Annotated in this window: 17 protein-coding genes; 2 read left to right on the top strand and 15 right to left on the bottom strand. The window is 45.6% G+C overall.

Annotated elements, in window-relative coordinates; translation table 11 throughout:
• Positions 1 to 20 precede the first annotated feature (20 nt).
• The 5 genes from mutS to DWZ67_RS13055 all read right to left on the bottom strand — a co-directional run bounded on the left by mutS (position 21) and on the right by DWZ67_RS13055 (position 6,053).
• On the bottom strand, positions 21 to 2,636 hold the full coding sequence (mutS, locus tag DWZ67_RS13075; RefSeq protein WP_087332806.1) for a DNA mismatch repair protein MutS: 2,616 nt from the start codon (positions 2,634 to 2,636) through the stop codon (positions 21 to 23).
• Between the two features lie 708 nt (positions 2,637 to 3,344).
• Entirely contained in the window at positions 3,345 to 4,157 is an 813-nt protein-coding gene (locus tag DWZ67_RS13065; protein WP_005824816.1) for an SPFH domain-containing protein, read from the bottom strand.
• Between the two features lie 421 nt (positions 4,158 to 4,578).
• Positions 4,579 to 5,100, bottom strand: coding sequence for a DUF3836 domain-containing protein (locus DWZ67_RS13060; protein ID WP_057281842.1), 522 nt, complete (start codon positions 5,098 to 5,100; stop codon positions 4,579 to 4,581).
• 184 nt (positions 5,101 to 5,284) lie between these two features.
• Complete coding sequence (locus DWZ67_RS20140) at positions 5,285 to 5,425, bottom strand: hypothetical protein (protein WP_005824809.1); 141 nt, start codon at positions 5,423 to 5,425, stop codon at positions 5,285 to 5,287.
• Positions 5,426 to 5,696: 271 nt separating this feature from the next.
• Positions 5,697 to 6,053, bottom strand: a complete 357-nt coding sequence (locus DWZ67_RS13055; RefSeq protein ID WP_005824807.1) for a cupin domain-containing protein — start codon at positions 6,051 to 6,053, stop codon at positions 5,697 to 5,699.
• Between the two features lie 199 nt (positions 6,054 to 6,252).
• On the opposite strand from DWZ67_RS13055, the gene DWZ67_RS13050 reads away from it, so the two are divergent.
• Complete coding sequence (locus DWZ67_RS13050) at positions 6,253 to 7,518, top strand: S41 family peptidase (protein ID WP_120139006.1); 1,266 nt, start codon at positions 6,253 to 6,255, stop codon at positions 7,516 to 7,518.
• A gap of 85 nt (positions 7,519 to 7,603) precedes the next feature.
• Here DWZ67_RS13050 and DWZ67_RS13045 read toward each other — a convergent pair whose 3' ends face one another.
• From DWZ67_RS13045 to DWZ67_RS13035, 3 genes are all read right to left on the bottom strand, one after another.
• A complete protein-coding gene (locus DWZ67_RS13045) occupies positions 7,604 to 8,029 on the bottom strand; it encodes a DUF3836 domain-containing protein (protein ID WP_120139005.1) in 426 nt (141 codons plus the stop codon).
• Between the two features lie 290 nt (positions 8,030 to 8,319).
• Positions 8,320 to 9,186, bottom strand: coding sequence for a hypothetical protein (locus DWZ67_RS13040; protein WP_008662202.1), 867 nt, complete (start codon positions 9,184 to 9,186; stop codon positions 8,320 to 8,322).
• Between the two features lie 110 nt (positions 9,187 to 9,296).
• The gene (locus DWZ67_RS13035; protein ID WP_057087546.1) at positions 9,297 to 9,995 is read right to left on the bottom strand and encodes a response regulator transcription factor; all 699 of its coding nucleotides are present in this window, start codon (positions 9,993 to 9,995) and stop codon (positions 9,297 to 9,299) included.
• 171 nt (positions 9,996 to 10,166) lie between these two features.
• Here DWZ67_RS13035 and DWZ67_RS13030 point away from each other — a divergent pair, with 171 nt between their 5' ends.
• Positions 10,167 to 10,640 carry a metalloprotease family protein gene (locus DWZ67_RS13030; protein WP_227187434.1) on the top strand — a complete coding sequence of 158 codons (474 nt, stop codon included), beginning with the start codon at positions 10,167 to 10,169 and terminating at the stop codon, positions 10,638 to 10,640.
• A gap of 2 nt (positions 10,641 to 10,642) precedes the next feature.
• On the opposite strand, the gene DWZ67_RS13025 is transcribed toward DWZ67_RS13030, so the two are convergent.
• The 7 genes from DWZ67_RS13025 to DWZ67_RS12995 form a co-directional block, all read right to left on the bottom strand.
• Positions 10,643 to 12,868, bottom strand: a complete 2,226-nt coding sequence (locus DWZ67_RS13025; protein WP_120139003.1) for a sensor histidine kinase — start codon at positions 12,866 to 12,868, stop codon at positions 10,643 to 10,645.
• A 136-nt stretch (positions 12,869 to 13,004) separates the two neighbouring features.
• Complete coding sequence (locus tag DWZ67_RS13020; protein ID WP_120139001.1) at positions 13,005 to 15,089, bottom strand: DUF2961 domain-containing protein; 2,085 nt, start codon at positions 15,087 to 15,089, stop codon at positions 13,005 to 13,007.
• 11 nt (positions 15,090 to 15,100) lie between these two features.
• Positions 15,101 to 18,712, bottom strand: coding sequence for a glycoside hydrolase family 38 C-terminal domain-containing protein (locus tag DWZ67_RS13015; RefSeq protein ID WP_120138999.1), 3,612 nt, complete (start codon positions 18,710 to 18,712; stop codon positions 15,101 to 15,103).
• Between the two features lie 11 nt (positions 18,713 to 18,723).
• Positions 18,724 to 19,914 (bottom strand): glycoside hydrolase family 76 protein, encoded by a 1,191-nt coding sequence (locus DWZ67_RS13010; RefSeq protein ID WP_120138997.1) that lies wholly within the window; start codon positions 19,912 to 19,914, stop codon positions 18,724 to 18,726.
• Positions 19,915 to 19,937: 23 nt separating this feature from the next.
• On the bottom strand, positions 19,938 to 21,083 hold the full coding sequence (locus tag DWZ67_RS13005) for a DUF4185 domain-containing protein (protein ID WP_005833955.1): 1,146 nt from the start codon (positions 21,081 to 21,083) through the stop codon (positions 19,938 to 19,940).
• A 22-nt stretch (positions 21,084 to 21,105) separates the two neighbouring features.
• On the bottom strand, positions 21,106 to 23,049 hold the full coding sequence (locus DWZ67_RS13000) for a glycoside hydrolase family 172 protein (RefSeq protein ID WP_005833956.1): 1,944 nt from the start codon (positions 23,047 to 23,049) through the stop codon (positions 21,106 to 21,108).
• A gap of 116 nt (positions 23,050 to 23,165) precedes the next feature.
• Positions 23,166 to 24,050, bottom strand: a complete 885-nt coding sequence (locus DWZ67_RS12995; protein WP_034522918.1) for a hypothetical protein — start codon at positions 24,048 to 24,050, stop codon at positions 23,166 to 23,168.
• Between the last annotated feature and the right edge of the window lie 7 nt (positions 24,051 to 24,057).

Below are 24,057 nucleotides of genomic sequence, written 5' to 3'. Positions count from 1 at the left end.
TTTTCTCCTATAAGTAAAAATCACTTTCCCTTCACTATCCGCTTAATATCATTCAGCTTGTTCAGCGCCTCCAGCGGCGTCAAGTTATTCACATCCAGATTCAGTATCTCATCGCGTATCTGGCACAGCACCGGGTCGTCGAGCTGAAAGAAGCTGAGCTGCATACCACCGCGTGTCTCTCCCACTTCCACCATCGGTTTGCTGGAAATCCCCTGCTGGCGGTTGTCTGTTTCCAGTTGTTTCAGAATGTCATTGGCACGTTTCACGATGCTTTTGGGCATACCCGCCATTTTGGCTACATGAATACCGAAGGAGTGTTCGCTGCCACCGCGCTCCAATTTGCGCAGGAAGATGACTTTGTTATCTATCTCCTTCACCGAAACGTTGTAGTTCTTAATACGCTTGAAGCTTTTCTCCATCTCGTTCAACTCATGGTAGTGCGTGGCAAACAAGGTGCGTGCCTTCGCCTTTGGATGCTCATGGATATGCTCCACAATCGCCCAGGCGATGGAAATACCGTCGTACGTAGAAGTACCACGTCCCAGCTCGTCGAACAGCACCAGGCTGCGGGGAGAAAGGTTGTTCAAGATATCCGCCGCCTCGTTCATCTCCACCATAAAGGTAGACTCGCCCACGGAAATATTATCGCTGGCACCCACACGGGTGAATATCTTATCCACCAAACCGATATGGGCACTCTCCGCAGGCACGAAACTGCCGATTTGAGCCAGTAGCGTAATCAGCGCCGTCTGCCTCAGCAAAGCGGACTTACCCGCCATGTTGGGACCCGTAATGATGATAATCTGCTGCGTCTGGCTGTCCAGCATCACATCGTTGGCAATATACTTCTCGCCGATGGGGAGCTGCTTCTCAATGACCGGATGCCGTCCCTGATGGATTTCCAGCACATCGTCGTCGGCAATGACGGGGCGTATATAGTTGTTCTCGCGCGCCGCTGTGGCAAAGGAGAGCAGGCAGTCCAGACGCGCTATCTGGTTCGCATTGATTTGAATGGCGGGGATGAACTCGCTCAATGATTGCACCAATTCTGCATAGAGTTGTGTTTCCAGTACCAGTATCTTGTCCTCCGCACCGAGAATCTTCTCCTCGTACTCCTTCAATTCCTGGGTAATGTAGCGTTCGGCATTGGCAAGGGTCTGCTTGCGTATCCACTCTGCCGGCACTTTGTCCTTATGCGTGTTGCGCACTTCGATGTAATAACCGAAGACATTGTTGTAGCCTATCTTCAAGCTGGGAATCTCCGTCAGCTCACTCTCGCGCTGCTGTATCTGCAACAGATAATCCTTACCGGAGTAGGCTATCTGGCGCAACTCGTCCAACTCGGCACTAACACCGGACTTGATGACACCGCCCTTATTAATCAGCAACGGCGGGTCATTGTCTATCTCCCGGTCTATGCGGTCGCGGATGGACTGGCAGATGTTCAACTGCTCGCCTATATGATTCAAGCTGGCATTATCGGCATCCATGCAAGCCGCTTTGATGGGTTCTATCGCCTGCAAAGCCACCTTCAGCGCCACTACCTCACGCGGAGAGACACGGCCTACCGCCACTTTGGAGATGATGCGCTCCAAGTCACCTATCAAATGCAGTTGCTCCTCTATCAACTCCTTGAAATCGGGCTGGCGGAAGAAGTATTCCACTACATTCAGCCGTTCGTTAATCGGCTGCACGTCCTTCAACGGGAATACCAGCCAGCGTTTCAGCAGGCGGGCACCCATCGGGCTGATGGTCTTGTCTATCACATTCAGCAGACTGCTACCGCCGTCGTTCATCGACCCCATCAGCTCCAGGCTGCGCACTGTGAACTTATCCAGACGGACGTACTTATCCTCCTCGATGCGTGCCAGCGAAGTGACATGCCCTATCTGCGTATGCTGCGTCATGATGAGGTATTGCAGGATAGCTCCCGAAGCGATGATACCGTTCTTGAGATGCTCCACACCGAAACCTTTCAGGTTCTTCACCTCGAAATGCTTCAGCAGCTTCTCGCGGGCGGAAGTCTCGGTAAACACCCAGTCGTCCAGCTCGAAAGTGAAGAACTTGCTGCCGAAGTTCCCTTCGAACATCAACCGCTTGCCACGCTCGAAAAGCACCTCTTTGGGGGCAAAGTTGTTCAGCAACTTGTCCACATAGTCGAAAGGGCCTTCCGCCGTCAGAAATTCGCCCGTAGATATGTCCAGGAAAGCCACACCGCAGGCACCCTTGCCGAAGTGTACGGCAGCCAGAAAGTTGTTCTCCCGGTAGTTCAGCACATTGTCGTTGATGGAGACTCCCGGCGTCACCAGCTCCGTGATGCCCCGCTTTACGAGTTTCTTTGTCAACTTCGGGTCCTCCAACTGGTCGCAGATGGCCACGCGCTTGCCGGCACGTATCAGCTTGGGCAGATAGGTGTCGAGTGCATGATGCGGAAAGCCCGCCATTTCGATGGTTTTCCCCTTGCCGTTGGCACGTTTGGTCAAGGTAATACCGAGGATTTCGGACGCGACGACGGCATCGGTGGAATAGGTTTCATAGAAGTCACCACAACGAAACAGCATGACAGCATCGGGATGCTTTGCCTTCAAGTCGAGGAACTGTTTCATCATCGGGGTAAGGACAATATCTTCGTGCATACAAGTCTTTAATTTTTAATTTCCAGGATTTTGAGCCAAGAGAGCAGAAAATCGTCAAGTAAGGCCCAAAACTTAATGTGACAAAGATAATTCTTTTTTAGAAAACAGCTGCGTAGAGGCTTCAAAACCTTAGCAAGCCTTAACAAAGAGACGTATTTTCCTAAAACATGTTATAAAACAGCCTTTTTTATTTGCTTTATTTGGAGATAAGCAAAAAGTTCGTACCTTTGCAATGTGTTTTTCATAGTATTAGATTTAAGGTTAACAAAGGTTGGAGTACAGCGGTACTCCTTTTTTTATGCCCATACCTTTCGTATCTTTCCCCTTTTCCCTTACAAAAGTACATATTCACTCGGCGAAACGCCCTTTATCTTCTTGAAAACCTTGTTCATGCGATCCCAACAAGGATGAGCAACAGTTGTCTCCCATTTACTACATTCCCTATTTAAGCAACAATTCCTGCAATACTGCATTTTAAATTCTTGCTTACTAAAACTTATTCGTCCGACAGCCGTTGAATTATCGTCCGACAATTGTCGGACGATAATTCAACGGCTGTCGGACGATAATTCAACAAGTATCGGACGAATAAATCTTAGCAAATAGAGAGATAGATGGCTTACCGCTTGATTTATTTGTGATTATCCGCGCACACAATCAGTACCTCCCCAAAAGAATCAAGTTGCCAATGGGGTCTCATAGAGATTGTCATTGCAACTTCAGGAATGGCAACGTATTTCCACCGGTAGACAACGGCAATTTCCCGTCCCATTTCTCCACAGCCTTTAGTTGAATCAATTCCGGCGTGATGCTTTGTTGAAGGATACGGTTGGCATCTGCCTTACCCTTGGCGGCAGCTACTACCTTTTCCGCCTCGGCTATAGCGGCTTTCTTTTCATTCTCCACCTTCAAGGCATTCTGCACAGCAGTATTCTTTTCGTCAATGGCAGCTTGCAGCACATCGTTGGGTTTCACGGACGACTGTATGTTGGTAAACGTAAAGCCACGGGTACTGAGACGCTCCTTCAGTAATGCCTCCACCTCCTTCTCGAAAGCCGGACGGTTGTTGATGAGCGAATCCGTCTCATAGAGTCCTGCCACGTCCTTATAAGCGTTCTTCACTTCCGTCAGGATAACACTCTGTTCCAATTCTTCGGTAGTCTTGCGATAGCGTAGAAAAACTACTTTGGCATCCTCCCGCTCAATGAAGTATTCTATAGTAGGGTCTGTCTTGAAGATGGTTCCCTTCTTGTCCTGAATGTCGAAAGGTTCGTAGTCTACAATCTGCGCAAATGCAGGATATTCGAATAGCTGCTTGGCAAAACGGTTGTAAACTACCCATCCGGTTTCCACCTTGGCATCATCTACTCCACGCTCACTACCGGCCAGATTGACGATGATGCCCGTCTGTCCCGAATCAATACGCTCCACGGCAAACATGACCAAGAACAATACTATAATTCCAATGACTGCGACTCCTGCCGCGCCTACTCTCACTGTTGATTTGTTTGTGACTTTCATGGTGTTTTCTGTTAGTTTAATGAGTGAATAATGCTCCAAAGATATTTATAATTGTTTGTTCAAGAAAGGCAATCCGGTTATTTTTGGAAGAGAAGAAGGCCTCCCTCCCGCACACAGTGTAGAAAGGAGGCCCATAGTCTCTATATTTTCAGAATTTACTCAGTCACGATACGACCTGCCAACAGTGATTTCTTCAGATAACTTTCAGCACACTATAGGAATTACCCTCACTCCCACTGGACATGGTGCTGATTTCCTTTGCCACTTCTTTCAGTCTTCCGGATTGCTGTATTTATATATAATTGTAGGATATACCTTTTTACAGAATTCTGTGCCAAATTACTTAAACGTTCGTGTTTGCGAAATAATATTGCCATAATGTCTTGGTTTTTAAAATAAATAGAATAGAAATCGTGTTTTCTTATTTCTCTGCCAATAGCTGCACAGATTCATCCGTCATGTGATGGTCTGCTGTCAAGCTCCAGTCATTGTTCTTTTCGTCCCATTCGTAGCTGAGGTAGCGCAAGACACTGCTGTTGGTCTGCCGATAGACGGCTTTCTGCTTGATGTCGGTGTAGGCATTGCTTTGCTCGTTCCAGAGGGCGTATTCCACAGTGACGTCGTCCGTATAGAAGAAGTTAAGACTGTGGTGCTTCTCAAAGCTTTGCGTGGATTCGTTCCATTTCAGCACTTCTTTTTGGGAGATGCGACCGGAGTTGTCGTAAATGTAATTGTACTTCAGGTGGCGGTGCAGGAATTTCTGATTCTCCACTTTGAATACGGTTTGTGTTTCCACACGGCCGTCGTTGGTTTCGGTATTATAGGCAAAGTTGTCTGTACGGTTAACGGCTGCTGCGCTTACTACGTTTACTAAAGAGGTCATTGCGATGATTGCTGAAATTACTAAAGTCTTCATAATGGTTCTATTTTTTAAGTTATACATTTTGTTTCAAGTTCTTGTCTTTGGGGGAGTTGTTCCCTTTCGACATTGCAAAGATAGGAGGTGGTAAAAAGCTTTTAGGTTATCGTTACGTTAATGTTAGGTTAACGGAGATATTTATTACTTTTGCGCCCAAAACAAGAACAAAATGAAAACACGTTTCCTCTTATATCTTTCCTTTTCCAATCTATCGGAGACGTAACTGGATAGGCATACAGCAGACTGTCACCACATCTACTATTGAGAAGTACCATCTTTCTTCTATGTCGTCCCAAACGGTTCGGACTTTCTTCGCTTCGAAAAGCTTGATGGCATTATGCTGGGTCATGATATTATGTTTTCAATTCTTAGTTTTAAGCTCTTTGATTGGGTCCTCGCTATGTGACAGAAACAATGCTCTTTCTTCAATTTAATCATAATTTCTGTTTTATTGCATCAGTTGACATAGTCTGTTTTCTTAGGTATAGTACAAAATATATGATTATTTTGACTTAAAACAAATCGCAGTCAATAAATCACTGCACATCATATGACAATAGGGAATAGCCTGCACCACAGACCATCCCCTATCACCTTAATTCTACTTGTGTGACTTCCTCTTACTTCACCACACCGTCCGTCATCGTAAAGCCTTCCAGAGAGCCGGCTTTCACCTGAATACAAATCACACTGATGGCGCTGTCTGCCGCAGCCGACAATTGGCGTTCTCCTGCCGGAGCCACGCGAAGCCAGTCACCCGCCTGCAGTTCTACGGTTTCTCCGTCAACCACCATGGTGCCGCGTCCGGAGAGGACGGCATAAATTTCTTCATTTTGCTTGTGCGAATGCACAAAAGGTACTCCTGCACCAGCCGGCAGATTGCTGATAGATACTTCTGCACCAGTCAGATTCAATGAATCGTGCAGCTCGACACGTGCCTCGCCTGCGGGCACATTTACTTTCTGATAGTTCTTCATAATCACTTCTCCTTAGTATGTTTTAATTTACGGTTGCAAAGTTAGCCAACCACTAGATATTGTACAAGAAGGCACTTGAAGCTCAGTTAGTTACCTCCATGTTACCATTATTGACAAATAAGGAGTTAGAAAAATAAGATTAACGAAAATTATTACTATTTTTGCCGAAAAAGCAAATATCGACTAAACTCTATAAAACATGAAGATTCTGAAAAAAATTTCAAAAGTAATAGCCATTGTAGTGGCTGTACTGGCAGTCATTTGGTGTGGTTTGTATGTTTATGTCAACTATTTCTATAATGATAAGCAGATTGATGTAGAAAACTTCTACATTGCGGAACTACCGTTAGCCCCCTCACAGTTTGAAGAAGATTTCAAAAAAATGCACCAGACCGTCATGGAGAATTATTCATTATACCAAGCCAAGCATCTGAATATGGATTCATTGTATCAAGCTTGTGACGCCCGCGTTCGCCAGGCGCAGACCACCACAGACTACGGACTGATAGTGCAGGAATACATCTCTGCCTTACAATGCGCCCACGCCATTACCTGCTACAAGAGGTACACAGCCAATCAGCGCGTAGCCTTTATAGAGGATTCCTTGTTCGTTGACAAACCCAGTGACTATCTGACAGAATACGGCTTCCAGGACAAAGACCGGATTATAGCTATCAACGGACTCCCCTATAAACAATGGATTGAACAGAACGAAAAATATACCGAAGCATCTACCGTCCCCCACAGACGGCTCCGTACAGCCTATGATGCGTTCCGTAGTTATGCAGACACCCTAAGAAACTATACACTGCTGAGAGGGGGCGATACTCTGACCGTCACCCTTCCCTTGAAACAAAGGGACTATTTTCCGGATAACGAAGAACAAACTGTGGAGAGCAGGATATTACAAGACAGCATTGGTTACCTTACCATCAAAACCATGATGAACCCCGTCATGGAAGATTTCAAGGCGGTCTATCCCAAAGTCAAGGATTTACCATACCTCATTATAGACGTACGTAGAAACGGCGGAGGAAACAGCATGAATGGAGTAAACATCTGCAAGTACTTCATCCGCGAAGCACAACCACACTGCGTCAGCAAGAGCTACATCATGCAGCCCGAAGCCGACGCCTATAAAGGTAAAATCTATCTGCTGACCGACACATATACGCTCTCTGCTGCCGAGAGCTTCACACTCGACATGAAGGAAAGCGGAAATGTCACCCTCATCGGCGAAGCTACCGGAGGGGATACCGGCAATGGCCCCCGTCCTTTCTGCACCAAACAGCGGACCTATTTCCGTATCCCTACCCGCCAGCCGGACGTCTCTTCTAAAGGTTTCCCCATGGAAGGTATAGGCATACCGCCCCATCATCAAGTATCCCAAACCGTAGCAGATTTCATGAAGGATGAAGATACAGTGCTGAATTATGCTGTCGGACTGATAACAGAGAAACAATAATACATTTCCTCAACGAAAAAGAGCCAAGTATCAAAGGTGTGTCACCTCACGATACTTGGCTCTTTTGTATTTGATATATTATCCTTTATTTGGTACTTGCCAACATCAAAGCCGCATTGCTGTCATTCAGTTCGTAAACGGTAGTTTGCGTATAGCTGTCGTAACCATTAGTTCTACTGTTCCAACGGGCATAGCTCAACTCAACTTCACTGTCAGTGTATTCAACATCCAGCTTGAAATAAGGCACCCAGGCTTCCTTTACGCTATCCCACTTGAAAGCTTCCTTGCTCGTCACACGGTTCTCACTGTCATAAGTGTAAGTGTAGCGGAGGTGACGGAAAAGGTGTCCGTCCTCATTGCGGAAGATAGTCTTGGCGGTCATCAGTTCGCCGGTCATCTCCTCGTTTTTCACATAATCGGCAGGAGTTGCCGCACTTGCAGAAAAGTTCATTACACTTGCCATTACCACTGCCATCATTACCACTGCTTTTGAAAATACTGTTGCTTTCATAATCGTTATTTTTTATTGTTATTACTTCTTTCTCTGAGGAGGTTGTTGTTTCGTAACCGCCTTCGCCTATATATAGTCAATCTGCGTGCCAAAGAATTAAATCACTGATTATCAAAGAATAACTATTTTATAGTAATGTCCATTTTCGGACAACTGTCCGCACAAAAACGAACAGCAAAACAAAAAATAAACGAAATATCATGAAAGTATTTCTACATTAGCAATAATATTATGTAACAGTAGTAAATTGTTTGATGATTGTCCCTACAAAAAGCTGATGTATACTTATCTTATCTCAATGGCGGCATCTGAAAACGTGGTGGGGCAATAGTCGCTCCGCCACTGCCCCCTCTATTATCAAAGACGGTGTTACGCAGAATCTCATACAAGATTCCACCTACATCCAGACTTAATTTAAACTTGTCGAAATTATAATAGGGAATCACAACGGGAACCGTCTCCCAACGACCGCGATAAGCATCGTAATAACGTTGTACTCCAACTTCCATACCAAAACGTTCGGACATATCCAGAGACATGGTGGCACCGTAGCGGTGGGTATCCATCCCGTAAGTATTTCCTATGGCATACGAACCGAAAACCTTAAAAGCTACACGGTCCGAAGCCTGATACCGCAAAGCTCCCGAAGTACTGAAAGCCTGCCCGGTGGAATGAATCATATTTATCTTCATGGCATCTACGCCAAGCTGGAGCGTCAGCCTTTGGTTAAAGGCATGCTGATATCCCAGGGAAGCATTGTTGAAACGTCCGATACCCGGTACGCTGGTCTGCCCACCGGAACCGAATAACATACCGTGAGGAAACTGTCTTAATACACCGCTTGTACTGTAATCTCCCCGGAATAGCAGGGAAGGATTGGTCTGATAAGGCAGACGAAGAGACTCTTTCAGTGAAAAATCGGGCAGGGAATAGGAGTGCTCCGGATGAAACATGGAAGAAGGGGCAGAGTTTTCAGAAGGAAGCTCAAAAGGAGAGAATAGAGATTCATTGAATTCCGGCTGTATCTGTATACTGTCACGAATGAAACGTACACTGTCTTCCTGCGCAAAAAGCAATTGCGGCACAAAAGCCAACAGCAGGCAGATTCCCAAACGGCCACCAAGACAAGAGATACTGACTTTCCGTTTTATACGCATATACCCTCCTTCTTTATATTCATATAATACTGCTATACAAAAATAACGAAAATAAACCAGAAGAACAGTACATGTACTGCTAAATTATTGCAATATAGAAGGATACATTATTAATTTTCTATCAGTATCAATCCTACTCCTTTCACTGTTTTAATGGTTACCGACTCGTCTTCCGAAAGAAATTTCCGAAGTCTCGTCACAAATACATCCAGGCTGCGGGAAGCAAAGTAATCATCTTCCGTATTCCAGAATTTATCCAAGATAGCTTCCCGGCGGATAACGTCTCCCCGCTTCTCACAAAGCATCTGCAACAAACCTGTCTCGCGCACAGTCAAAGTCTTGTTTACACCCGAAGCATGTTTCAAAGTGGCATGTGTGGCATCCAACACATATTCCTTGCCTATCTTGTAGCATTGACTCGTGTCTTTCGATTTTTCGCCTTTGGAAAGCTTCAATAAGGCGTGGACATGTGCATCCAGTTCTTCGGGAATGAACGGTTTCTTTATATAGTTATTGGCACCGATTTCATAACCTTTTACCACATCTTTAGGAGATATCAGGGCAGAGGAGAACAGAATCGGAGTTTCCCCATCTGTCTCGCGGATACGCTTCACCATCTCGTAACCGTTCATAACGGGCATTTCTATATCAGATACTATCACATCAGGATGTTGTTCTTTCCACTGTTTCAAGCCCTCCTCGCCATTGGCGGCAGCAATCACTTCATAACCGCCTATCATATCTTCCAACCCGCCCTGAACTATATATCTCAAGCTTGCATCGTCTTCTACCAACAATAACTTTATCATAATGCGTTTATTATATATTGCAAAAATAAGGAAAAGAATGAATGCAACAGTCATATTGCTATAAAATAAACGAGGAAAACAACGCCTCTTAACCTAATATTAACGTAGCGATAACTTATGAAGCATGTGCCCCACTCTACCTTTGCAACATCAATACAAAAAATCCACACTATGAAAGCAGATATTTCAATAACAAAAAGCCGAAAAGGGACAGAGATAGTAGTTTCGGGCAAGAGGATTAATAAATACGGCATCATAGCTGCCATAGTATTTGCAGTACCAATGCTGATTCTGTTTCAGTCGATACATGGAGAAACAACCAGCCATCTATCGCTGGTCAGATTCTTCATGTGTATATTGGCAGCTGTCCTGGTAAATCTATTCCTACATAAACTGTTGTTCAGATTGTTTTCGCCGATACGCATGTGGCAATATCGCACCACATGCCTGCTGCCCTTCCTGCTACTGGGTATATTGCCCCTTATATATGGTATGACAAGTGGCAATTATGATGTCACACGATTTGGAATATTACTGGCTGTCATGAGTTTCGACGACCTTTACATCCTCTGGCAATTACGCTCATTCGGCGGAGACTCCTATATTACTGACAAATCAGAAGGATTGAATTTCCACGTGTGGTAAATTTATACAGTCTCAATAGGAAAGTAGAGTGTAAATTCACTGAAGCGCCCCTCTTCACTTTCCACTTCTACCCTGCCGCCATGTGCCAGCATCACCTGCTGTACATAATTCAGGCCCAGACCAAAACCTGCAGCACCGCCCCTTCCACTTCGCCCGACTGCTGCAGAACGTTCAAAACGGTTGAAGATAAGAGACTGGTCTTTTAAGGGAATACCCAATCCGTTGTCACACACCTTTATCTTGCAGAAGCCTTTCTCCGATTCGCAAATAATATCTATCTTTACCTCTTCATGGGAATATTTAATGGCATTGTCCAGCAGATTGCCCAACACTTCACGCAAACAGAAGGCATCGGCATACACCATTTCACAACGATGATAAACGGTCGTAAATTCTACCCTTTTGCTGGTTTTCAGAGAAATTTTGGCAATTATATCATTAAGTAAAGGCCGCAAAGGCACCTCTTCCTGATGGAGTTCCAAATGTCCCTCATCCAGCTTGGTAAGTACCAGTACACGATTGGAAAGGGTAAGCAGATGCTCACACTCTTCCATCATCGCCTGCCGGTATTTCTCTTCTTTTCCAGGCTTACCGGACAATTTGCCGCTATTCAGAATATGAGCTCCCATCAGGATGGAACTCAGAGGAGACTTCATGTCGTGTATCATAGCATAAGTAAAATCCTTCTGGAATTGCTCCAAATGCCGCTGTGTACGCAAAACTTTCACCTGGCCGAGAATACAGTCCAACACCACCAAAAACATCACCCAAAGAGGCAGAAACAGATACCATACGGAACTTATGACGTAGCGATACGGATTCTTCACCACACCTTGTATACAAAGGATGCTGTCCTCCTTCAACGGTATAAACCGGGAAGAAATATCCTGATATTTTGCCGAGGCATATCCTGCTTCCACCACTGTACTATCGGAGGGAGCGTAGTACTGGCGGATACCACTCTTATAGGTCATTCCCAAGGCTTCCAACCTGGAAGCAAAAGCAGAATCGAGGTACTGCACGGAGAGAGGAAGTTCCATTCCGCTTTCATTGATGCTGCGCTGCATAATCAAAGCAGAGCGTAGTCGATAATTCAAATCGACCGGATTGTACATATGTACCACTCCAAAGCGGTTCACCTTATACTTCGACTGCTCTTTCTCCAGAAATTCCCTTTGCTCCTTTGCAAAAGGCGATTCAACACTCTCTTCCCATTCATCCTTTCCATCCCTATCAGTCTGTTCGTAGAGCAAAGAAAGGCGGCGTTTCAAGACCTCGTCATAAAAAGCTGCTTCAAAACAATCATTTACCTGATAGGCAGTTTCTTTGAAAGAAGCACGGTACAGATAGACAAACCAGACTACCATCAGCAGACAGCCGGCAATCAACCCGACAATCGAAAAGACTTTAAAAGAATATTGCTTGCGCACCTGCCGCTGCCGTTCGCTTTGCTTAGCTCCCGTAAGCGTATGTTCTGTCATGTCCAGCAAATGTTGCCCCGAGGCTTCTATATCTGCCCACCGGCTCTCCGATATCTGACTACGTACCTCACCTATCGGCAACCTCATCTTCTCTGCCAGCACATAAAAAGCAGACCGCTGCTTCTCAATATCATTACCTTGTTTAAGTATGGAATCCATTTGCCTGGCCCAACTGTACACCAGAAAAACAACCAAGAGAAGCGTAGGAAGGAACAAAAAGACTATATCCTTGACAAGCGGTATAAAAGGAGAAAACATGACAGCTTCAATGGCCTCTCCTTTCTTCTCATTCAACCAGGCTTTTTCCGAAAGAACAGACTTGAACCGTACATATACCGAACGCTTGCTTCTGTCCGTCGCAGGACGGATATTTACAGTCCGGTCTATATTTTTCCATTTCAGTTTCTTCTCTACCAACCTCGCCATCACATCTAATGGAATGGCGACATGATATACATCTTCGAGAAAGGAAGCTGCCTGCTGATAGTTTAAAAACATCTCATCTTCGAAAGACCTGATACTGTCTTTGGATAGATACGAGTAAAAAGGGATAGTCATGTCAGGAAACGGTAAATTATTAATCTCGTTGTCCACCGTTTCGATAAAAGCCAGACGGAAACATTCGTTCAGTGCGCGTTCTGCCTCTTTCTTGGTATTGTCGTAAGCATACATCATACCACCAATCTGCACCACAATTACCAGTAGCAGCCCTACAATAGAAAGGATATAGAGTGAACGAAGTTTCATCTTACCTATTATTTTGAGGACAAAGATAGCATTTTATCATAGAAAAAGAACTGATACAAAAAAGATAGCCTTGGACTTTTATTTATCCAAAGCTATCCATACAAGTACAATCCCTGCGATAGAGACGTCTACAGAATTATTTGCGAAGAGTCAACTTATCAATCCCAAAGAAACCGGTATCATGTCCCGGAGCCAGTGCAATCGACTCAATCTGCAACTCATTCTTTCCTTTTTCCAAATTGACCCGCCCAAGATTCACCAAAAGCAGAGACACTTCTCCATTGGTCAGACTGACTTCCGGAGTAATCACCTTATCATTTACACGAAGGGCAAATGTACCATAATCAGGCGCCACAGTGAACTGTATTTTCGCATAATAAGTTCCTTCCACTTCACTGTCAAAAACCAATGACAGCTTATCTCCCGGTTTAAACTCTTTCCAGTAGAGCTGCATACCCTCACTCCACAAAGGGTGGAAGTTGGTCTGCAATTCAACGGACCCCATATGCCCCGGACGAGGCTGCATGACTTCGCCCTCCACAACCAGACTCATCCCTGAACCGAAAATATCTGACGGTTGGTTGGCAACCCGTTCGCGTACATCGCTCACAAAGGGTTTCGGCTGTATTTCGCCTCCGGGAAGCATATACCAGAAGGTTATCGGAGCATAATTAAGGTGTATATTCGACCAATCGAATAACTCCATGTCAAAGCGCAGGCTCCGGGTAAACGGAATCGCATCCAAACTACGAACACGGGTATTCTGCGCCAAACCTATGTGAGCATAACAACCATCTCCTATGGGTTGGGCAACAAAAGGATGGTTTATCCACGGTTCATAGCGCCCCCAGGCATAGCCATAATAATCTTCTGTACCCGTTCCAAAGTGTGACGGAAAGGTTTCACCGTCCACATACACCTTTTCATCTCCTTCTCCCCACCAACCCAAGTTGGGGTTATAGACAGTAACCGCATCTCCCACATACACGCCCCTACCTTTAAGATCGGCAAACGTAAGGTCCTGGGCAAACTCATCGCCCCGGGCATGGATATGCGTAAACTGCTGCCATGTGGTACCAAAGTGCATGGAGCGCTCATCCCACTGCCACTTTCCACTAACTGCAGCAGCCTTGGATATCTCCACCGGCTGTTCCCCATAATTGGTCAAGGTAATCGTACAGTTCCGCTCGAAAGGCATCACCCACCATGCACTCATCACATCATCCTGTACGGCCCGCGTATACCACGTACCAGTTGCAACGGGATAATAGCCTACCCCAAAAAACTCACCGACCGGAGCCCAGACAGTTAGTTCCCCATCAAAGGCAATGGACAAGACCGTAGAGCGAAGTGCTTGGCGACGGTCATCAGCATCAATCCGCATCGAAAGACGACGAATGGCACGAGAGCCGTCAATCGTAAAACTACGGCTTTCACCCGGAGCCAGAGAAGTCGCCAAATTGAGCGTACTTTCTCCTCCCGCAAGCGGAGTATCAATACCAGGTGTTCCTTCCGACAGCTTCTTATTGACAGCAGCTATCAGCCGGGCATTCTTCTTCAACTCTTTGGCCGAGAAAGAAACCACCTTGACCGGAGAAATATAAGTACGGTAATTGATGGCATAGTATACAATGGTCTTACTTTCAATTTTCCCCTCCGGAGTAATCTTCAAGTCCGGCGATTCGATGGTCACCTTGCACCGCTTGGCATAAGGTATGGGCAAATATAAATTATGCCCTCTTTCTTCCATCGGAGCCTCATCGGGTACTGAAGTTGAAAGAGGTTCTCCACAAAGGACTTGTCCGCTCAATATATCACGTACATTGCCTTCAATTACCGGTTTTTCCTCATTGTCTATGTAGATACGCAGAGTCCCTTGTCCCCGATTTATGCCGGAGAAAGTCATCCAGAAACGAACCATGGCACCGGGGCCTTCGGCATCCATCATCACATATTCCGTCCTCCCTCCGTTCTCTTCCTGGCGGATAAACTGTCCTTGGTCGAAATTACCAAACCAGGCACGCTTATCCGTCATGTTATGCGAACTACGGTCGTAGCTGCTGAACTGCTTACACGTATAGGCATTTTCGGGCCAACGCGCCAGCACGGAACGGTCTGTCATCTCATGCAACAATGTCTTAAGAGAGATAACCGGGTCGGCCATAGCCAAACCGCTATAGAGAAATATCAACTGAATTACAAAAACTAGTTTTTTCATCATAACCGATTATTTTAGTAAATCTCCATCTCATTGATGCGTAACACCCTTCCTCCTGCATGCTGCATAGGACGGGTTATCATCAAGCGTACATAGCGTACCTGCGCCGGAGTGTCAATCATACGTGATACGACGTTCTGCCGGTTTCCATCTATATTGTCAAGTGTCTTCCATTCTTCAGTCTGGCTGTTTCTGCCTTGCAGGAAGCAAGCGGAAGTAATGTACCCTTTGTCCTCACGGCCTGCATTCACCAGTTTCCAACCGCTCACAGTTTTCGCCTCACCCAAATCAAAATCCACATAGTTCAACGCACTTCCCACTTCACACCATTTGGTATCGACATCCCCGTCAACGATACGTTCGGGCTTCTCATTATCATTAAAATAGCCGGAATAGGCGATAATCTTCGCACCCTTCAACAGGTTTTCTTTTTCCACCTCCACACTGTTCAACTCCATCTCATTGTCACGGATGGCTGTATGGAACAAGCTAGTGGCAACCTGGACGGGTTTCAGAGTTCTCTCCACCAATGTGGCAGCAAAAAGAACAACCTTTTCATTCTTCGGAAGTATAAGGCTGGCAGCACCTGCCGGAATATCGACACCGAACTTGAACATATAGGTAAACTCATAGGCCTCATCGGCTGTAGGAGAGTGGCGGTGAGTTCCCACATAAGCCACTTCGGCATCCTTCAGATAACCTTTGGTATGTCCCGAATGTCCCCACTGTCCGACAAATCCGGTATAGGAAGGTACAATGACCTCACTCTTGTTCCCTCCGCACCGGAAAGTGGCGGCATAGTCCCCGTCCGTAGCGGCAGCCAGAAAATACAGTTTATTATACTTTTTACCTTCCGGTAGAACAATAGTATCACCATTGCACGTCATTCCGTTGGCGGCATCTTTCTCGCCGAGTTGGAAAGGAATCCCGTTTACAGTCAGGGATTCGGGCAACAGTTCTGCCGCAAACGAATAACCCGACTCAAAATCAGCTTCACCGCGGAACTCGTTGAATGAGGAACATTTACAGTTATAGGACAACGGTAAAGAGGCATACTGCAATTGATAAGCGTCCTCGCCCGATGACTTCAAACGTACCTTGAATGTCTTTATAGAATAAGGCTTTATACTTACAGACAGCCCGTTTCCACTGAATTCGGCCGAACCGATACTCTTTTCAGTGCCATCCGCTTCGCAGGCACTGGCAATTTCGCCTGCAAAAGAAAGTACCGCATCCTGCACCTTCTCACCGCCTATCTCATAGACACGCACTACATACTCATCCGAGTTCTCGGCTTTCTTCAATGCCTTGATAATGACATTACGGTTATTGGAAGAGACGAAAGAGAACTCCTTACCCAATGTACCCCTATGTTTATCGGTACGGAAAGCTTTCAGCTTCTGGTTCAATATCTCCGCCTTCTCTATGGTGACAGCCTTGTCAAGTCCACCGGCATGACCCACCAGACTGTATGTAAAGCAATGATGCCCGAAGTCCTGGCGGTTCTGGTAAGCATAATCCTTGTCTGTTTCGGGGGTATGCAGCAGGGTCAGGCGGAGGGTGTTGTCGTCCGGCTTGTCCCAGCCGTATTTGCTGTCATTCAAGACAGATACGCCATAGTTTCCACTACGGTCAGTCAAATCGGCCCAATACTGTGCATAGACTTCGTAGGCAGTCTCCGTATTGTTGCCCCGCCTCACACTTCCAAGTCCCAAATCGTAGGTGGCTTCCGTATTTGCCATGTTCAAAGGAAATTCGGCCTTCAACAAAGCATTGGACAACTGCCAGTCCACCTCATTGTAAAAGTCTATGCGGTCGGCACGGCTACCCTCATACAAACGGATGTACTGCTTGAAGAGTGACTCTCCATAACGTTTCTCGATGCAGAGTGACTTGCGCAGCTCACCATCCTCCACCAGTGTCATCTTCACATCCTCTGTGATGGAAACCGGTTCCCGGTCTATAGTCTCCTTCAAGATCTCCCAAGCAGGCCACATGTAGGACTTGTTCTGCGTGAAAAGCGCCAAACGAATAGATTTACCGGGTTTCACCAGCTCCTTGCCGTTCTTCTTGTCAAACAGTGAAACAATATCACCCTTCGTATCCAACGTTATCTTATAAATGGAATTCTCCAATGCATTGGAATCCACAGATACCCGGGTGTCAGCCGACGAACCGGAAGTGCGGACATCATATACCGCATAACCGGTAGCAGGCACAACGGCTTCTATCAATAGTCTGGCTTTACCATCGGCATAGGACAGCAATTGGGCGGCCACTTTCCGGCCATTCATATCATATACGGTAATCCCTTTCGGTTTCTTTGGCAAGGCAAGTTCCACCTCTGCCATATCGGAAACCTGGAATCCAAGCGCATTGTAAAGCACCACCGGTATCCCTTTCATCCTGGTATCCATCTTTCTTGCCACAGCATCAATGGAGGAAGTCAGAATACCGGAGAACTGCTTGAGGGAAATCAACTCGTCATTCCATGAGAATTCATAAGCCCGCGGTATACTTGTTCCCGTAAGGTCATCATGGAACTGATGGAAAATGAAACGCTGCCAGTTCTCAGTCAATGCAGCTCCGGGATAGGAAGCTTGGTTCAGCCATTCGGCTACAACGGAAGAGCGTTCCGCTGCATCCCCCAAAAGCTCATTCTGACGGTTGTACAGCTTCATGGCAGCCTGGGAAGTATAACATCCGGTACCGTGAACATCCATCAACAGTTCACCGTTGAACTTGGGCAGTTCCGGATGGCTTGCGTAAGGCTGGAAGTCTTTATATATCCGGTCACTCGTGGCACTGACAATCTGCAACGGACCATTGCCTTGCAAGCCTTTCTCTACGGCACGTACAGACTCCAATGTAGGTGAACCGCCTATGTCTCCCGTACCGTAATAGCGGTAGACCATGTGAAGCGGAGAGTGGCCGGTCAATTCCAACAAGTCCTTGTTTTCCGACAGGTCCCCGTCCTCAAAACGTTGGTTATAATCATATCCATGAGTCATCATGATGGTAGAGCCGTCTATACCTTGCCATAAGCCGACAGTGAAAGGATATTTGTCGTTACCGTAGAACGGTTTGTTGCGCCACTGCAACTTCTGGGAGGAGAAGCCGATCAGTCCGCAATGGGACGCAATGGCAGGAAGTGTCCAGCCAAAACCGAAACAGTCCGGCAAGAAAATGTCCGTGCTCTCCACACCGAATTCCTTCCGGTAATAATCCTGGCCGAGCATGATGTTACGAATCGCAGACTCTATGGAAGGAACCAGCGTATCAGTGGCATCCCAGCTGGCTCCACTAATATGCCAACGACCGCTCTCTATGAATTTCTTCATCTCTTCGTATTGCGCCGGATAATATTCCTTCATCCAAGCATACTTGACCGCACCTTCAAAATTAAAGATGTATTCCGGATATTGCTTCAGCAGAAACAAATTCTGACTGATCGTGTTCCATACATAATCCTTAATTGTGGTCTGGATATCCCAGTTCCACTGTGTGTCCAAATGTGCATCAGACACCATGTAGGCTTTCGGTTTTTGCGCCTGAGCACCATTCTGAGCATAGGTACCGCCACCCATTAGCAAGGCGGATACCAATACTGCAATCTGTTTTTTCATTTTCTGTTTATCTATTGTTTATTGTGTTTAAATTGTAATTCGCTGATCTCGGCGAAAAGCTCAATCATACAAGCATTCTCCAGTAGACTTTTGAACTGCTCTTCTCTGTGGCCCGACCAATCATTACTAAACAAGCCATTCTCATCACGCGTATAGTTCCAGGCATAATCCACATTCTCAATCATGGTCTTTATGTACGCCTCATTCCTATCAACCAGATATAGTGCCTTCAAGCCTCTGAACAAGATTACATTAAACCAAGAAGTTCCCGGGAAGAATTTCATCTCTCCTGTTGCGATAGGCTGTACCTTCAGAAAGAAACGGCAGGCACCCTCGGCTGTCTGCTGCGCCTCCTTCAGGTAACGCTTTTCTCCAGTTGCCTGATAGAGAAGTACACCGGCCTGAATCATCTGCCCGCTGTTATAAGTATATTTGGCCGGATCCACTTTTCCCTGCAAATTCTTGTTGTCCCAATATACAAAGTCAGAAGGGTCACAAAGATTGTCACGGGTCCATTGATAGGTCTTCTTAGCTTGCTCAAGGTATTTTGCATCCTTAGTCAACTTAAACAGCTTCATACAGAGAACAGTAGCCGGAGCATTCGAACAAGTGTTTTTTGATTCTTTCTTCTGTTCGCACCAATAGATTCCTCCCCCCAACTCTTCGGACCATCCGGAATAAATATAGTCATGCAGCTGGATGGCTTTTTCCAGATACTCCTTGTCACCAGTCCGTTCATAGTAATCACAGAAATCAATGGCCACCCAGTCATTGTCATCGTAATAACGATCATTATGACCTGCAAAAGCCGGATACGACTGGTAACAATGGGGAATCCGGGTAGAGTCCCAATAAAGGTCCAGTCCCGGCTTTATCTGCCGGTCCATCAGTTTTCTGTACTTCTTTTGCCCGGAAACCTTATACAAAGAAACACAACCAGATACCAAGGCTGAATAAGGCCACAAAAAAGAGACCTCCTGCTGGTTAACAACAACGCCGGTATTGGCCGTATATGTAATTCTCTGCTCCGGGTTTCTTGGATAAGTTTCCGTCAGCAGGCCATACTTCTCCACTTTATAGAGAGTAAGTATCTGCTGAAGCAAAGAATCGGCTCGTTGCAGATAGATTTGTTTGCTTGTCTGTGCAGACAAGCAAACCGGTAACGAGAGAGCTATTAATAAAAATAAATTCCTAAGCTTCATATCCAATTCAAGTCAAGTGATTATTATTCCAGCTTCATATCGGCACACATCAGAAAAGCATTGTACGGCCCCCACATGGACATGATGAACCAAAGCTGGTCATCATTGTCTTTCAACGGATGTATGTAAGCGCAATACAAAGCTGGATATCTGTCCGCTTCTGCCAATACTTTCGGCTCGCTCCACTGGACGAGATCCTTCGATGTACAATAAAGAATGGCATGCCTTTTGGTCAAAGGAGTCTCGTCATGATTCGGATCATAATTATAAGTCAGAATCCAACGCTCAAACTTCTTGTGCCATATCAGCGACGCTTCTCCTACGGGACCTCTCAATACCGGAGTAGCGGCAGCCTCATTTCCACGTATCCACTCTTTACTTTCACCATTCCAGTATTCATAGGCCTTCATATCCAGAAGATCTTTCTCAAGGAAACGCGCCAGATACGCAGCATCACCACGTCCGGCCTGTGTGCCAAGCATATAAATCCATCCGTCACGTTTGGCATAAGCCACTTGCGAAAAATGACTGTCGGGAGAAAAAGTCACCTCTTCACGCCGCTCCCATGTCCGACCGTCATCATTGGAAGTATAGACAGAAGAAAAATTGGTAAGCCAGCGTCCATGAGGCGCTCCCCAATCATAGATGTTCATAATATGGACACAATCCGTTTTACCGGCCCGAATAGCACTCGTAGGGATGGAAGTCTGGTATACCTCCGGATTCGTCTTACCGCCCGCACATACCTCAAGCGCCTTACCATCGGCATCAAGCAGCATTGAATCTATTTTAAGACCGTCTGTAAGCTCTGTATCCGATGAAAAAGCCAGTACGTTGGAACGCCAGTTGGAACCATTGCCACCATTTTTATTCACGACAAAACCTTCTCCACTGGTATCTCCGAAAAACATGCCCACACGGTTTCCATCCATATGCCACATTAACCCCAAATCCGTTCCATATACATCAAAGTCAGGTCCGGTATTATTGGGATTCAGCAATGTATCTCCCGGCAAAGGATCACCCGTGACACGGGATATCATGCGTACATTATCAATACACAGCGTTTTTTCACTATCAGCATCCTTACAAGCCATATTGCCCGTCAAACTACAGGTAACAAGCCCGAACAGTAAAATTTGTTTAGTTCTCATTCTTATCAATTCCATATACAAGTACACATTCCCACATCTATTCCTTTATTCTTTCCAGGATAATCAGTCCCAGTTCAAACTGGTCCCCACCGTTATTATTTCTCACATGGAAAGTGACCGAATTGGTTTGTTCCGTCAAATTGATGTCTCCTACATGTACTCTGTCTTTAGACACTTCTTTGTCCTTCTTAGTAGAGATCCATCCGGACAGTTGCTTCTGGCGTTGCCAAACCTGGAAATCGGCACCATTCGGTTTCTCGAAATAGTTTATCAGCACTTTATATTTTCCTTCGGGCACATCGTTCAGCATGATGCGCACTACTCCTCCATGCTGGGTGGTCATACGGATTCCACGCTCATTTGTTACCTGGACACCTCCACCAAGACTCAGCTGCATCAATTGAGGGAAATAAATATGTTCTGTCGGCTGATATACAGTGCGTAATTCAGCAGTAGGCTCTTCTCTGCCTTGCAATGGCTGGGCTGCATAAAAGAATCCAACAGATGTATAATCTACCGGGAAATTATTTTTTACTTCACCATGTTCCATTCCATGATAGATTTCCTTCTCATAGGACATTTTGTCGGCCAAGAAGAAACGGTATCCACCGGTTCTGGCCATCGGAAGTGAATAATCCAGACAACCATGGAGAGGGAGGCTGTTTCCTCTGTCCCAACGATCCAATAAAGCATACCAGCCACCGTTGTAATAGTCTTCGGAACCGGTGCCGTGCAGACGCATTTTATTATCTACGTAAGTGCTGTCGTCCCCTTCGAAGAACAAGGTCATTCCCGGACGCAGGCCTTGTGCCTGATGGATGGTTCCTACATAATGTCCTTTTCCTTTTTGTGCAGCAAACTTATGGAAAATGCCGAGAGGAGTTTTCTCTCTACGCCATACAGAATAGAACTTACCCTCTTCCTTCACATTACGCTTATTACTGTTATAGTACACTTTAACGTTTACAGAAATAGGAGATTGCTGAATACCTTCTCTCTTTTTATAAATCATCTTCATAGAAGCTGACTTGTCAAAAGGCATTGGCAGATAGCAGTAGTTGGAAGTACCTTGCTTACCCATTAAGATACTCCGCATTGCTCCTTTTCCATAGGCATATCCAAAAAAATCAGCAACGGGGGCATAAATAGCCTCCACCTTCTCATTATCCCATTTAGCTGAAAGAATCACATCTTTGTATAAACCTTCGAAAGATGTTCCGCCATCAATCGACATACCTACAATACGTCCCGGTTCTGCCATCTCAAAGAAAGAAACTTCTTCTCCCGGACTCAGTGTAAATACCTTTTCTTCCGTCTGTACACCAGCTGATTTTCCAAAGGTATAATTCGTTACAGCAGGAGACAAGTCAGCCCATATTCTATTCACCTCAGCCAACAAATCCTTATCCTGCTGTGAGAATTCACCGGTATAGGTTTCCACCTTCTTTCCCGGCAGGTTACGGTATTGTATCTGAATGAATTCCAATTTAGGTCCATCGAAAACAATTTTACAGGACTTTTTATACGTAATGGGCAGATAACAATAAAAACCACCGATTTCATTGCCACAAACGGGCTTTGTAAACGGATAAACCTTACCGGAAAACAAATCCGAGAACTTTATTTTCAGACCGGGCTCTTTCTGTCCATCAAAATAGAAATAGAGCATATTGTCCGTCGGTGTAGGAGTCCAGATTCGGTTGATGACTCCGGGGCCTTCCATCTCAGCAATCACCAACTTATCACCTTCCTTACGAAGGAAAGAATAAGTACCCGCAAAACCATCATCATTGCCTCCGGTACGGTCGTAACTCGAGAACTGCTCCACATAAGAGCCAGTGCGATACTCCGGCAATTTATCCACTCTTTTCAATAACTCCAGCTCATCCGTCCATCTGTATGGGTTCTGAGCCACGGCATACGAGCCTGCCAATAGAATGGCAGACAAGAAAACAGAAACTTCTTTCAAATTAATTTTCATAAACTATTTTACTATATGTTTTTTAAAAAGGCAAGGAGAGAATGCCTGTTTAAACGGTATCTCTCCTCACTGACAGTATTATTTCAATAGAAAGGATTATGGTCTATAAAACCACATCAATTCTCCTCTTCTGAAAGTACCATGGTATTTACGCCAAAGAATTTGGCCCATTGTACATTGTTCGGGCCCGGTTTCATTTCGATATAAACAACACCTTCGTCATTAGGCTCAATACCCTTAATCTCTACCGTTCTATCGAAATTATCGTCATTAACCAAATAAGCAACGCCATCGTTCTTTCCGATTACATGGAACTCGGTTTCAGTTCCACGGTCATTGATGTGACCATAGAAACTGAACGTATATTTTGTTCCTTGAGAGAGACCTGTCACCTTAAATCCACTGAGCGGAATAGCAATACCGTCGCTGAAAAACATATCCTCAGAAGCTGTTTTTGGAAGACCCAAATTATTATTCAAACCGCGAGCCAATTCTCCGGAAAACGGTTTGTCCACTTCGATGCCGAAAGTAGTAGGACGACCTCTATGGTCGAGCATATTTACCAATCCGGGGTCTCTGGGATTCCGATAGTTGTTGAACGGAGCCGGAGAATCAATGACACCAAAGTCAATATAACACGTCTTAGGAGTCTTGGTAACAGTCAAGTCACTAAAGTAGCACAACTTGCCATCAGCTGTCTCTACCTTGATAACCGTTTTTCCAACGGCAATAGGCGTAATGACGGCTGCGTTGTTTTCTACACCTTCAATGGTCGCTACATCGGAATCGAGCACGCTCCATTTCAACAGATAGGAATCACCCGCCAAAGTGTCAACGGAAGCGGTGACAGTGACATTCTCGTCAATCTCCACATAAACTGCCGATTGATCGATACGGACAAACTTACGATTGGACAAGTCCACCTCATTATCATCCGAGCAAGACATCAATGTGGTAAACGCTAACGCCATCGTACAAAAAATGAATTTTATTGATTTCATACTTGTT

Source organism: Bacteroides sp. AF34-31BH (assembly GCF_003602795.1).
Lineage (GTDB): Bacteria > Bacteroidota > Bacteroidia > Bacteroidales > Bacteroidaceae > Bacteroides > Bacteroides uniformis.
This window is presented reverse-complemented; position numbering and strand designations above follow the sequence as displayed.